This window comes from Paenibacillus filicis (assembly GCF_038070315.1).
GTDB classification, from domain to species: Bacteria; Bacillota; Bacilli; order Paenibacillales; family NBRC-103111; genus Paenibacillus_G; species Paenibacillus_G filicis.
In genome coordinates this window covers 194,930-208,210 of sequence record NZ_JBBPCC010000008.1, presented here as the reverse complement: position 1 = coordinate 208,210, position 13,281 = coordinate 194,930, and the positions used below count along the sequence as shown (strand labels likewise).

The following is a 13,281-nucleotide window of genomic DNA, read 5'->3' as shown; positions in this document are numbered from 1 at the left end:
CGGGGGCGGCTTATCAGGCCTTCGGAGCATACAGCTTCACGGCAAACACCTCATAATAAGGCCAGCCGTATGTGGCCAGAAACTCCAGTCGGATCGTGGTCACCCTCTCCGCGTCAAGCTTGTGCTTATTCAACGACAGGTAATTGTCCCTGACTTCGATCAGCCGTTCGCTTCCGTCTGCCAGGGTCAGCAGAATGTTGTACTCCTTGATCAGAGGCCCAATAGGATGGTCAAAATGTTCTAAATCCAGCTGTGAATTGAATACCAGCTGCAGCTCCTCCAGCGACTTGGGCTCCGCAAACGCCAGCTCCAGCCAATCCGGCTCCCCCGCCTCCTCCCTCCGGGCCGAGATCCAGACGTTGGGCAGTCCGTACGGCCTGGAGTAGCCATTGACCACATGGCCGGGAGCGTACATATTCTGCTCAGGCCGCATGTTCCGGTAGCAGATGCTCTTGTCCCACTTCCTGACCCTTGCCGGATATTCGGGGCGATACAGAAAGCTGACGGCTCCAACCGGCTTATCCTCATTGCAATACACGCTCAACTCGGCAGAGCCCTCCAGCACTAGGTACACCTTGTCATCCGCAGGCCTCTCGCAGCCAAGCTCCAGTTGGACCCAGCCGTCATATCCGGGAGCGATGTCCAAACTGCAGCGTTTCAGCTCCGGCCCCGGGATATACGTCTCCTTCCGTTCTCCCCCGTATACGGTCACCTGCAGCTGCTCCGAAGAGTTGCCTCCATTCTTCACGCGGATTTCCACACTTTCTGCCCTATCCGTACAAACCGGCAGCACCAGGCACAGACCGCCATCCAGCGGAGCCGTCTCCGTACCGGACTCGTTGCTGTACCTCCGCTGGGAAGAAGCGCGGACCGTCAGGCCGGAGGTGAAGTACGGGTCCGTCTCCTCCCTCATCCCCATGATCGTCTGTCCGTCCCTCAGCAACCGGGCTTGCAGCTCGGACACCCGGTCTCTTCCCACAAGAGCGGGGTCCGTCCCGTACCCGACACATAATGCGGCGGCTGTCCCCACCGCCTGTCCCATGCATCCGCAGGTAGCCATGACCCGGGTAGAGCCGAAGGCCACATGAGAGGCGCTTATATTGCGGCCCGCCAGCAGCAGATTAGGCACATCCCTGGCGTACAGGCTGCGCAGCGGGATGTTGTACAGGCCGGGAACGAAGTGAAAGGCCGTGGCCGGAGCCTCGTCATAGATGCCCTTGGCCGCATGCAGATCCATCGCCCAACCTCCCACGGCGACCGCATCCGGCAATGGGGGCTTCTCCGTCAGATCCTTCTGCGACAGCGTGTAATCGCCGATAAATCTGCGGGATTCCCGCTTTCCTGGAATCGGGCATACGTAGTCGAGGATCAGATGGTCCACATTGTCGTATTCACCGCTATTCTTGATGTAGTCCCAGATGCCGTAGACTAGCTTTCTCAGCTCCAGCGTGATTTCTTCATTATCTCCGATCACATCCAGCTGGCCGCCGTATTCCAGCCACCACAGACCGCCCAGATTACCCAGCTTGCGCGGAAGGGCGCGGGAATTCAGACCTTTCTTGAGATTCTCAAAAAAGCTCAGCTTGGTAATGTCATAGGCGAAATCGGGTCTGCGGAATGGAACCTTGAAGCTCTCCTCTCTAGTCTGGAACAGAATCGTATCCCCCATGGTATAGGAATCTGCCTCTTCCGGAGCCAGGCTCTCGTCAAACTCGCTGCTGGCTTCCCGCCCCCTCCGGTAAGCGGCTCCCGCCTGGTAGGCCACGATACCGTCGCCCGAGCAATCGATGAAGTAAGGGCTTTCAAATCGGAATTTCCGTTCAGAGGCCAGCTGCAGGCCCTCCACCCAAGCCACTCTTCCGCCCTCCATGCCCGTTTCATGAATGCTGGTGTTCAGGAAGAGGTCAATATTCGGTTCCGCATAGACCAGATCCAGCAGAACCGCATCGGACACGGAGTACATCAGCTTCTTGTTGTACAGCGGGTTATAACGGAACAGCCTCAGCTTAAGCTCCTCCACCAGGCCTCCCTCCCGCCCGTAATAGGATGGGCTGATGCCATGATACGCCGATCCGTTAATATGCACCCTGACCTCACTGCTGGCGTTGCCGCCCAGTACGGAACGGTCGTTGATCAGCGCGACCCGTACCCCGTTCCGGGCTGCCGCGAGAGCTGCGCATACTCCCGCAATCCCGCCGCCCACAACGGTTACATCTGATTGAATAAGCTCCATTAGGCCAACCTCCACGAATAATCTACTATTCATGGTAGACTTTTCCGAACGGCTTTTTTTACATGATTTTGCGATAAATTCATACGATCTTGCTGCCTTACCGGCTAGGGTCACTTGGGACCGTACAGCTTCTTCCTATATTGCTTGGGAGTCATTCCCGTATGCTGCTTAAATAGCTTGCAGAAATACCCTTCATTCACAATTCCCGTTTCCTCGCATAATTCCAGGATGGAGTAGTCCCTTTTCTGCAGCAGCTCGATCGACAAGTCGATCTTCCTCCGGTTCATATAGTCGACCACTCCCTCGCTCATGGTTTTTTTGAACAGGCTGCTGAAATAGGTGGGAGCCAGATTGACATGCTCGGCAATCGCCTGGAGTGTCAGCCGCTCCCTCAGGTTCTGCTCCATAAAGCGCCTGGCCTTGGTAATCTCGGCCCGATGAACGGCCTTCCCCTCCTGCTGGCTCTCGATGACAAAGTCGCTTATGAACTGAAGCTGCTCCCGGAATGTCGCGAACAAGAGCGGGAATTCTTCCGTAGTCATGTCCGCTTCACTGCGGGACGTCCATTGGGCGGCCATGTCCCTGTAAATTTCCCTGAGCAGGGGAGCCATAACAAGCTTCTGGATGGGACCCTCCAGGACAAACTGGTGGAGCTCAGCCATCCATGCATCCAGCTCCTGCCGGGACAACCCACGGTGGGTCCAGGAGCGCAGCTCCAGCAGCTTGTGCTGAACCGCCTCCCTGCGGTCGTTGTGGTAACGGATGCGGTGCTCCCCGGTATTGACGGTTTTCGTCTCCTGGTAATATAGGTCTTCGCAGGCTTCAGCCGCCTCCGAATAAGCCTGGTTAATGGACTCCCAACCCCTGTAGGGCGCGCTGAACATGACGGAGGCCTCCTGATTCAGGTATTGCTTCAGATGGGCGACGATCTGACGGCCCAGCGTTCGGCAGGCCAGCTCCGTGTCCATCGTACTGCGGGTCTTGTCCCAGGCCAGAAATCCGATAAACCGGTTATCATGCAGCTCGGATGCCGCCCCCGTACCGAATCCTGCCAGCGTTTCACCCACGACATTGGTGATGGCGTATTTCAGAATGCCTTGATCTGCCGCCGAATACTCTCTCCGAAAGCTTTCATAATGGCTCAGCTCCACGATAAAGCAGCAGTAGAAGGACCGGAAGAAATCAACCTGCATCCGGCTTCCGAAATCCGAGGCCCGGTCTGCGGCTATTTCTCCCCGGATTAGCTCATTGAAAAACTGCTTATGCACTCTGTATTTGTTTTCCCGCACAGCGAGGTTTAACGATTGAAATTCCGTTTCTTTCGTACGGATGGCATCCAGTGTATCTGCCGCTTTGTCCAATGCCTGTCTCAATTCCGCCTCCTTCAGCGGTACCTTGATGATGTACTCCATAATATGGGCCCGAATGGCCCGCTGGGCGTATTCGAAGGAGGAGTAAGCCGTGAGCAGAATGTATTGGGTATCGGGAAGCTTCGTCCTCAGCTCCTCAATCATGGTAATCCCATCCATATGCGGCATCACAATATCCGACAGGATGATATCCGGCTTCAGCAGAAGCGCCTCCTCAATTCCCTTGGCCCCGCTGTATGCCTTGCCGACCAGGAGAAACCGCTTATGCTGGTCGGATAGCGCCCGAAAAAACATCTCCAGCCTTTGAATGATCAAATCCTCATCGTCCACGATCAGGCAGGTATAGGTTCTCATTCTCACGCTCCGCCTTTCCCTGGAGTTGCCGGAAATAAAGCCCGGACACGGGTCCCCTTCCCCGGCGTGCTTATCAGTTGCAGGCCGTATGGCTCGCCGTAATGCAACCGGATTCGCTGGTGGATGTTATTCATCCCGATTCGTTTCCGGCCTGTTGCCTCCTCTTCCGGTTCGGAGGTCAACAGTTGACCGATCCTGTCGCCGGGGATGCCTGCGCCCTGATCCGCCACCTCGATGACGGTAAATGGCCCGTCCCGAAAGGCATGAACGGAAATCGGTCCCTCCGTCTGCCCGCCGCTGTAGCCGTGAAAAATACTGTTCTCCACCAGAGGCTGCAGCAGCATCCGGAATACGGGAAAATCCATCAAGCCTTCTTCGACATGAGTGCTGAACTGAAAGCTCCGGTTGTACCGGATATTCTGGATGGCGATATAATCCTCCGCATTGTGCAGCTCATCCCGGAGCACCACCTGCTTGGGAGCATCGGCAACTCCATACTCCAGCAGGGAGATCAGCGAACCGATAACCGTATCCACTTTATCCAGCTGCCCCAGGTGGGACACATGGCTGATGGCGCCCAGCGTATTGTACAGGAAGTGGGGATTGATCTGAGACTGCAGCACTTGGATCTCCAGCTTTCTCCTAAGCTCATTCTGGATGTCCGACCGCCGGATCAGCTCGACGATTTGCTCCAGCATCCGGTCAAAGGCCTTGGACAGATCGCCGAACTCATCATTCCGGTCCAGGGAAATCACCGTCTCCAGATCCCCTTGCTCCACGCGCTTCATCTTGGTCTTCAGCCTGTACAAGGGGGTACGGATATACTTGGCAATAATGAAGGAGATGAGCAGACTTAACACTAGCCCCCCAAGCAAAAGACCCATATAATACTTCTCCAGCCTGCTTAACGCCGCATTCAAGCGGGATTCATCGTTAACGGACAGAATGAACCAATTGAACTTCTCCGTCGGCTGCTTCAGGATAGCGATCTGCTTCCCTTCGTGCGAACGGACCTGAAGCCGGGACACGTTCGTATCCACCAGTTGCTCCCCGGGCATATCTCCGATGGCAAACGTGTGATCCTGCACGGTCACGGCTCCGCCGCTTTGGGAGAAGCCTGCGATGACTTGGCCGGAGGGAGTCACCAGCGCCAGGTCCATCTGCTCCTGCTTGTTAATTTTGAACAAGGCCTCCTCGATGGCCTTCAGATCCAGATCGACCGCTACGGCCATGGGCACGGGAGCGTTGTTCAAGTACCGGACCATCGTAATGGTCCAGCCGGAATAGGGCGATTGGTAAGGCTCGCTGACGATCGTTGTCAGCCGGTTGCGGTCCGCTGCATCGAACAGCGGCTTCCTCTCCGTCAGCGCTTCATCAAAAATGCGGGTCGCGGTGCTGCCTCCAATAATCGACAGGTCGCTTTTGATCAGATAGATATTGCTCACATAGCCGCTGTTCATCTGATACAACTGCCTGACCTGATTGCGGATCACCTCCAGATTGTCCATGTTGGCTTGTACGGAGGTCTCCAGCGAGAAGAGAATCGTCTGGAAGGAAGAGAAATTCAGAGTCAGATACTGATCGACCTTGTCCACGATCTGCTGCAGATAAAATACGTCATTCGTTGTCATCTCGTTCTGGATATAGCGGTAAGACAATTGACTGATCAGCATGACGCAGCTCAGAACGAACGCAAAGCACAGGAGAAACAATTTCATGGGCAGGCTGGCTCTTCTTCGCATCGGCGGTCTTCCCTTACAGGCTAATTTATTTCCAGCATAGCATAAGCGAGCGAAAGAGAGGACCGGAAAGTAGCCCCCTCTTATCCTTGCCGATTACTTGATATAGCCCTGCTGCTTCAACTGGGCTGTTATATGATCGGTATATTTCTGCAAGTCAAACTTGGTTTCCAGCGTCTTGATATAAGTGTCCCAATTGGACAGAGGCTCCTTGCCGCTCATAAATTTGATCAGCGTTTCATTAATGTAGCGTACGCGCTCGGCGGCCTTGGAGTCATTCGGGTCGTCCGTTAGACCCGCTCCCGGCAAGGTAGGCATGACATACTGCTGATTATTCGTGAATGCTTCGGCGGTTTTCGGATTCTTGAAGCTGAAGTATTCCGCATCATCCCCCCGGCGAGGGAACTTGTAATGATCCACCCAGGCATACTTGTCCTTGACTTCCTTGGTTAATTCGGGAATGATGTTCTTGACCTTGCCGTCCACCAGCTTCCAGTGGATGCCTTCTACTCCGTAAGCATAATGCGGATAGACCTTCTCATCCGTAAATAAATACTCCAGCATCGACAGGATCCGGATAATTTTATCTTTGCCGGCTTTAACCGAGATGGCCCAGGAGTTGCTCTGGTACGTCTTGGTCTCCAGAATCTGATCGCCGTAAGGTCCCTTCATCGGCGGAATGATGATCCATTCCGGGACCTCTCCTCCGACTTCCTGCATCTTCTGCTGCGCATCCGGCTCCAGTCTGCGCGCATCCCTGACCATCACGCCAACTTTGCCCTTAAACAGCTTCTGGTCGAGCAGGTCAGGCGTGTTCATGGTCACCCAGTCCGGGTCCACCACCTTGGCTTCCATCATCCGGTTGATATAAGTGAGAGCTTCCTTCATTCTCGGATCGGTAAATAGCAGAACCGGCTTGTTATCCTTCACATCAATGGCATTCGGAGGATTTACGCCGAACATCCACATCAGAACATCGAAGCCGTAGGTTTGCAGCACGCCTTCTTTATTCATACCGCCGATGAACCCGTAGGTATCTTTCTTGCCGTTGCCGTCTGGATCCCGCTCCGTGAACGCTTTCATCACTTCGAACAGCTCATCCGGCGTTGTGGGCACCTGAAGATTCAGCTTTTTCAACCAATCATTGCGGATGAACAGGCTTCGGACCCCGTTCACGTTGTCATAACCGGGTACTGCTATGATCTTCCCCTTATACTTCATCGCATCCCAGGAGTCCTCGCTGAAGCGCTTCTTCAGCTCAGGGAACTGATCCATGTAGGGCGTCAGATCCGCCAATATGCCCTGGTCGTCGTATTGGGCCAGATCGGTCCGGGTCTTCAGAAAAATCAGATCCGGAATATCCCCGCCCGCGATCAGCGTATTCAGCTTGGTCGTAGCTTGGCCCGCCTGCGGAATGACCATATTCAGATCGATGTTCATGGCGCTCTCCAGCATCTGGCGCTGAACATCCTCCTCCCGCGAAGGAACCGGCGCTGCCGCATTGAACGTGCCCTGATTGAACATGGAGATTTTCAGCTTGCTGGGGAATTTGCTCCCTTGTGCGGACGGGTTGCCGCCTGCAGCGGAGCCTGGCTGCTCCGGCGTAGTTTCATTCCCGGTACAGCCGGACAGTGCCCCCAGACCCAGCATGGCCGCAAGTACGGGGAATACGAGCCTTTTACGTTGCATAATGACCTCTCCTTTGTTTGTATACTATCACGGATGAACCGTAATATGCCGAGGAACTTGGACTCGTCAGCCCTTAATGGAACCCATCAGCACCCCTTGGGTGAAGTGCTTCTGCAAGAACGGGTACACGACCAGAATCGGAAGTGTCGTGACCACGACGGCCGCCATCTGTAAGGCCATGGTGCTTACATGCTCAAGGTTCGACAGGGATTCCGCGCTTTGCGACTGGACATTGAGCAGAATGTTGCGCAGGACGACCTGCAGCGGCATCAGCTTCGCGTCGTTGATGTAGACAATGGCATCGAAGTAGCTGTTCCAATGACTTACCCCGTAGAACAGGGATACGGTAGCCAGCACAGGCATGGACAGGGGCAAAATAATCCGGCCCAGCACCTGAAGCTCATGGGCCCCGTCCACTCGGGCCGATTCCTCGATCTCATAAGGCAGCCGTTCGAAAAAGCCCTTGAGAATGACCAGATTGAACGCACTGATCAACCCCGGTATAATCAGCACCCAGGGCGAATTAAGCAGCCCCAGATAGCGGATCAGCAGGTAAGTTGGGATGAGTCCGCCGGAGAACATCATGGTAAACACGATGAACAGGAGAAAGGGACTGCGGCCCGGCAGGTTTTTTTTGGATAGAGGGTAAGCCGCCAGTACGGTAAACAGCATGTTCAGGGCTGTTCCTACCAGAGTCCGGAACAGCGTAATTTGATACGCCTGACCGATTCCCCGGGAGAAGAATACCTCCTTGTAGGCTGCGAACGTCACCGTTTCCGGGATAAGGACCACCCCCTTACGCAATACTTCCGACTCGGGCGTAATCGAAACGGCAACTACATACACGAAGGGAAACAGGCACAAAACCGCCAGCAGAGACAATAGCCCGTAGACGATAGCCTGGCCCATCTTTTCTCCGAATGTCATGTTAATCATATCGTTGTCTCCTCACCAGATCTGGCCGTCGAATTTCTTGGCCAGCTTATTGGTAATCAGCACCAGGGCAAATCCGATAATGGCTTTGAACATGCCTACGGCTGTAGCCAGGCCTATACGGAGCCGCTCCAGGCCCTCACGGTACACCCAGGTATCGATAATATCCACTTTTTCCTGATTAAACGTATTGGCAAACATAAAGACCTGATCGAAGCCGGCATCGAGAATATGGCTCAGCTTCAGAATAAGCATCAGAATGATGACGCCGCTAATCCCAGGCAGGGTCACATGCCAAAGCTGTCTCCACTTGGAAGCACCATCCATGCGGGCCGCCTCGTACAAGCTGGGGTCAATGCCCGCCAGGGCCGCCAGATATAGGATTGCCCCCCAGCCGATATCCTTCCAGATCTCCGACAGGATGAGCAGAGGACGGCCCCAGGCGGGCTCCGTCAGGAACGAGACAGGGGTGAGACCGTTTTCCTTCATCAGTACGTTAATCAGGCCGTCACCCGGGGCCAACAGCGCTACCATTAATCCGTACACAATGACCCAGGATAGAAAGTGGGGCAAATAGGTGATCGTCTGCACGACCCGCTTAAATCCTTGCGCCGAAACCTCGTTCAGCAGCAAAGCCAGCACAACGGGAGCCGAGAAGCCAAACAGCAGTTTATACAGCGAGATGATGATGGTGTTGCCCATGATGTCCCAGAAGTATACGCCGTTTATAAAATCCCGGAAGTTTTGCAGTCCCACCCACGGGCTATCCCATAGGCCCAGGACCATGTTGTAGTTTTTGAAGGCGATGATAATCCCTGCCATCGGGATATACTTGAAGACGGCAAAATAGATCAAGGCCGGGAATAGAAGCATATACATGGTTTTATATCGGCTTGCCGTTCGTAGCCGGGCTTTCAAGCCGGTGCGGGACCCGACGGCTCTTGTGCCTAATTGTGACCTGGCCTGCTGCATGTCATCACCTGCTCTTTATTTTTCCATAGCTTAACATACGGACAGCAGGGCAAATTTCTTGGATTTTCCGTTATTATTATAAAATCTTACGCCAATTGCCAGAAAAGCCGGGCTTCGGCTAAAAAGCTGCCCGCGTCAAGTCGGTATTGATGCCGAGGGCAGCTATAGTGAGCTGCGAGGGAGCGGTCGTGCAGCTGTCTCCCCACATGTTTAAGGAGCATAGCGGGTTCTCTCCGAGCCAGTTCCGGGACCTGTATCCTCTCTCTTGACGTTGGCACAGCAAAGAAGCCGCTTCCAGGGCCGCCTTGCAGGCGGACGAAGACGGCTTCTTTGCGCATACCATCCTAGATGTCGTTTATTATGGGTAGAACGCATTCTCCTTCGTCGTGGTGGCGCACCACCGCGACCGGAACAGCTCGCGGATCAGAATATCCTGGGCTTTGGGTGTGCCGATATAGCGGAGCGCCTCCGCGGCATGGGCGCGCACGTAGCGATTCTCGTCATCCAGCGCGCGCTCCAGCGCCGGCACGGCTGCCTCCCCGGAGCGGCCGAGACGGGTCAGCGCAAGCCCTGACATGAAGCGGACCTGAGCATCATCGTCCTGCAAGCCCTGGATCAATCCCTGGACAGCCCCCGCTTCCGGATCGCCGGAGCCGATCATGCCCAGCGCTTCCACGACCGTGCGGCGCACCTCCGCAGAAGCTTCCACCAGCAGGGCGGTCAGCCGAGACACAGCCGCGGCTGCAAGCTGACGCAGCTCCCCCAGCGCGAAGGCCGCGTGGATCACCGTGGCAGCCCGGGCGTCATCCAGCGCTGCGATCAGTCCAGGAACGGCGCTCTCTCCGCTAACGGATAATCCGTAGGCCGCCAGCCTGGAGACGGCTGTGCTCTCGTGCCTCAGGGCTTGCAGCAGAGCCTGCAGCCCGCCCTCGCCTGCCGAGGCCAGAGCATAGGCCGCGTTCAGCGCATCCGGCTCGTAAGCATCCTCCAGCTTCTCCGCCAGCCCGCGGACCGCAGACGGTTCGTCCGGCAGGGAGCCGGCGATGCTGCCGAGCTGTCCCGACAGCCAGTTCCAGCTTTCCTCCCACAGCCGGTCATGCACAGGAATTCCCTCAGCGGACCCTGCTGGATGGGACCAAGCGCTCCCCTTGGCGTCCCAGGACGGCTTAGCCGGCGCCTCAGTCCGCATGAACTCGAACTTGAGCATGTACCTCGGATGGCCGAGGATATTAGGGGTCGACCGATGCCAGATATCATAATGAATCAGGGCGAAGGTTCCCGCTCCACCGCTAGCCAATGCTTCCCCGGAGGCATCGTCCTTGGCGAAGATCCGGGTCTCGTAGTTCTGGGTTCCCGGCATAATGCCCGTCGGTCCGAGCTCAGGCGGCGTGTCCTGAGGGAAATACATGATCATCGCCCACCAAGGGTGGTGATTGCGCATGCGATCGTAGCCCCAGTAGCTGTCCTTGTGCCAGCCTCCTGCAGCCGGGTTCGCGTTAAAATGTCCATGCCGGTGGGCATGCAGCATATAATCCGGACCGAGCACGCTGGTCAGCGCCCCCGTAATCACCGGATGGTCGAACACCTTCTGCAGCTCGCGAATCCGTGGCAGCAGATTATTGCCCGGATTGCCCTCTTCCTCGTACACCTTATTCAACTGCGCCATCAGGCTCTCATGAAAATCTGGCGCAAAGTCTGTCTGCAAAATCAAAAAACCATCCGTGATAAATTGCTGCACCTGTTCGTCCGTAAGCAGTACCTGATTGTTTTTGTCCATCCTTCTCTTCAGCCTCCCAATATCGGAATAACCCGATTATAGAAAGAACACGGACAGATTGGGATAGAGGAAGCTAAGCAGAGTTTGGATAATATTAAGGCGGCTCCGCAGCGGCAACAGAGTTGTTTCTATTCCTAAGGATTTGCCGGATAAATGGACAGACGAATGGAGCCAGGGCGTGGCTGCCACGTCTGCAGAACCGGATGCCACCCCGCCTTAGGTCCAGTATTCAAACCGTCACAGGTCGGTTTCGCGCCGGCTTGCCATGCCTTACAATAAAGACATCAACGATAGCGCTAACGAAATTGAAAATAGGAAGGGAGTTTTTCCTCATGAATAAATTGTTCCGTTCCCGTTATAACAGCACCTTTACCGGACTGAGCGGCGGCTTGTCCGAATGGCTCGGCATCAACGCCACCCTGATCCGGCTGATCTGGATCATCTCGGCCATTTGCAGCTTCGGCACCACACTTCTCGTGTATATCATCGCGAGCATCGTTATTCCGAAGGAGCCGGTGCATCATCATCACTACGGCCCTGGACCTTATCACGGCTATTAACAGCTAAGCCAGTCAACGCGCATCCATAAACGCTCATTGCCGCAAGCCTCTGGCCTGCGGCTCTTTGCTTTTCTCTGGAACCTCCCCAATTACGAGCGCATTCACGCCAAGGCTAAAAAATAGACATGTATGCCCACATGCTCACTTACTTTATAGAAGGGGGAAAAGGACCATGAACCTCTGACTCCTGCTACCCCCGGTACAACGCCAGCAATCCGTTGGTAATCCGTTGGATGCCCTGCTCGATATCCTTCTCCTTGACGTTGGAGACTGTCAGCTTGAGCAGGTTGGGAAGAGGAAACGTACTTAACATATGCTTGTCGATGGAATCCAGCAGAACGCCCTGCTTCCGCATCCGGCTGATCAAGGCACCAACGTTCACAGAGCGATCCAGCACCAGATGGGTATGCATGAAAGGAGACTTGCTGGGGAAGCCCGCCTGAAGCTTCGCAGGCAGCCGTTCCTTGGCCCGCTCCAGACTGCCCTGCAGCACACGGGACCGCTGAAGGTAGGAGCCGCTGATTTTCTGCCGATGCCGTTCGAACATCCCGCTCTTGATGTAAATCTCCAGCGCAGCCTGGGACAGCATCGAGCTGTCGATGTCCAGCACATGCTTGTAGCTTCGGAACATCCCGACCAACTCCTCGGGGAGCACTGCAACCCCCACCCGCAAGCCGGGGAAGATGATTTTGGAATAGCTCTTCAAATAGATAACCCGGGAGGGAGATCCCGTATCATAGGCGTATAACGGGTCAGCCTTGGTGTCTGTCTCGAAGTCGGCCATGTAATCATCCTCGACCAGATAGACGTCGTAGCGTGCAGCCAGCTCGAGCATCCTCAGCTTCTCCTGCTTGTTGTAGGAGACACCCAGCGGATTCTGGAACCGCGGCATCGTATAGAAGAACTTGATATCCTCCTCGCGGAACATCCGCTCCAGTTCCGTCCAGTCCAGGCCTCTCTCGTCTCTTGCGATACCTAGCGCCCGGATGCCATGCGTCTTCAGATGCGCAATCAGCAGATGATAGCCGGGCTGCTCGATCAGGATATTGGATTTGCCATTAGGGAACGGCATAGCCACGAGCAGCGATAATGCTTGCTGCACGCCAGCCGTAATGACAATCCTATCCGGATCGGTGAAGACCTGATGATTCGCGAGCTGCTTCTGGATGACGGGAATGAGCGTCGGAAGCCCCTTCGGCGTGCCGTAGACAAACAGCTCGTTCTTGTAGATATCGATCGCCTGATTGATGCAGTGCTTGAAGTCCAGATAAGGAAATACATCCGGATCCGGAGCCGATGTCGCAAAGTCAAGATTCCGAGTACTGCTCTCCTCCGCCTGGCGTTCCTTGCCGACCGCATAGTACCCGCTCTGGGGCACGGCATAGATCAGATGCCGCTTCTCCAGCTCCTGAAGCGCGCGGATCACCGTTGCTTTATTCACGTTGTGACTCTCTGCCAATTGGCGGACGGACGGAAGCTTGCCGCCCTCACGGATAGCACCGCTATCCAGCAGCCCTTCCAATTCATTCAGCAGAAGCATGTATTTGAGCACTGCAGTTCTCACCTCCATGTTCCATAGACTGTACCGGTACAGTTTTCATTTATACATATTGTACCACAAGGCATTGGGGCTTACGATGGAAGCAGATCCAAT

9 protein-coding genes are annotated in these 13,281 nt (G+C 55.2%); 1 reads left to right on the top strand and 8 read right to left on the bottom strand.

Annotated elements, in window-relative coordinates:
• Positions 1–13 precede the first annotated feature (13 nt).
• From WMW72_RS14580 to WMW72_RS14550, 7 genes are all read right to left on the bottom strand, one after another.
• Positions 14–2,233, bottom strand: coding sequence for an FAD-dependent oxidoreductase (locus WMW72_RS14580; RefSeq protein WP_341416219.1), 2,220 nt, complete (start codon positions 2,231–2,233; stop codon positions 14–16).
• A 110-nt stretch (positions 2,234–2,343) separates the two neighbouring features.
• Positions 2,344–3,957 carry a response regulator gene (locus tag WMW72_RS14575; protein ID WP_341416218.1) on the bottom strand — a complete coding sequence of 538 codons (1,614 nt, stop codon included), beginning with the start codon at positions 3,955–3,957 and terminating at the stop codon, positions 2,344–2,346.
• A gap of 2 nt (positions 3,958–3,959) precedes the next feature.
• Positions 3,960–5,675, bottom strand: a complete 1,716-nt coding sequence (locus tag WMW72_RS14570; protein WP_341416217.1) for a sensor histidine kinase — start codon at positions 5,673–5,675, stop codon at positions 3,960–3,962.
• 117 nt (positions 5,676–5,792) lie between these two features.
• Complete coding sequence (locus WMW72_RS14565) at positions 5,793–7,385, bottom strand: extracellular solute-binding protein (protein ID WP_341416216.1); 1,593 nt, start codon at positions 7,383–7,385, stop codon at positions 5,793–5,795.
• 66 nt (positions 7,386–7,451) lie between these two features.
• On the bottom strand, positions 7,452–8,321 hold the full coding sequence (locus WMW72_RS14560) for a carbohydrate ABC transporter permease (RefSeq protein ID WP_341416215.1): 870 nt from the start codon (positions 8,319–8,321) through the stop codon (positions 7,452–7,454).
• Positions 8,322–8,333: 12 nt separating this feature from the next.
• Positions 8,334–9,197 carry an ABC transporter permease gene (locus tag WMW72_RS14555; protein ID WP_341416214.1) on the bottom strand — a complete coding sequence of 288 codons (864 nt, stop codon included), beginning with the start codon at positions 9,195–9,197 and terminating at the stop codon, positions 8,334–8,336.
• A 451-nt stretch (positions 9,198–9,648) separates the two neighbouring features.
• Positions 9,649–11,067 (bottom strand): HEAT repeat domain-containing protein, encoded by a 1,419-nt coding sequence (locus tag WMW72_RS14550; RefSeq protein WP_341416213.1) that lies wholly within the window; start codon positions 11,065–11,067, stop codon positions 9,649–9,651.
• Between the two features lie 332 nt (positions 11,068–11,399).
• Between WMW72_RS14550 and WMW72_RS14545 the strand changes: the two genes are divergently transcribed.
• Positions 11,400–11,627 (top strand): PspC domain-containing protein, encoded by a 228-nt coding sequence (locus tag WMW72_RS14545; protein ID WP_341416211.1) that lies wholly within the window; start codon positions 11,400–11,402, stop codon positions 11,625–11,627.
• Between the two features lie 190 nt (positions 11,628–11,817).
• On the opposite strand, the gene WMW72_RS14540 is transcribed toward WMW72_RS14545, so the two are convergent.
• Complete coding sequence (locus WMW72_RS14540) at positions 11,818–13,179, bottom strand: aminotransferase-like domain-containing protein (RefSeq protein WP_341416210.1); 1,362 nt, start codon at positions 13,177–13,179, stop codon at positions 11,818–11,820.
• Positions 13,180–13,281 lie beyond the last annotated feature (102 nt).

What these genes read in the sequence shown, in the direction of transcription:
- WMW72_RS14580 (WP_341416219.1), bottom strand. Translation starts at nt 2,233, where the DNA reads ATGGAGCTTATTCAATCAGATGTAACCGTTGTGGGCGGCGGGATTGCG.
- WMW72_RS14575 (WP_341416218.1), bottom strand. Translation starts at nt 3,957, where the DNA reads ATGAGAACCTATACCTGCCTGATCGTGGACGATGAGGATTTGATCATT.
- WMW72_RS14570 (WP_341416217.1), bottom strand. Translation starts at nt 5,675, where the DNA reads ATGAAATTGTTTCTCCTGTGCTTTGCGTTCGTTCTGAGCTGCGTCATG.
- WMW72_RS14565 (WP_341416216.1), bottom strand. Translation starts at nt 7,385, where the DNA reads ATGCAACGTAAAAGGCTCGTATTCCCCGTACTTGCGGCCATGCTGGGT.
- WMW72_RS14560 (WP_341416215.1), bottom strand. Translation starts at nt 8,321, where the DNA reads ATGATTAACATGACATTCGGAGAAAAGATGGGCCAGGCTATCGTCTAC.
- WMW72_RS14555 (WP_341416214.1), bottom strand. Translation starts at nt 9,197, where the DNA reads ATGTATATGCTTCTATTCCCGGCCTTGATCTATTTTGCCGTCTTCAAG.
- WMW72_RS14550 (WP_341416213.1), bottom strand. Translation starts at nt 11,067, where the DNA reads ATGGACAAAAACAATCAGGTACTGCTTACGGACGAACAGGTGCAGCAA.
- WMW72_RS14545 (WP_341416211.1), top strand. Translation starts at nt 11,400, where the DNA reads ATGAATAAATTGTTCCGTTCCCGTTATAACAGCACCTTTACCGGACTG.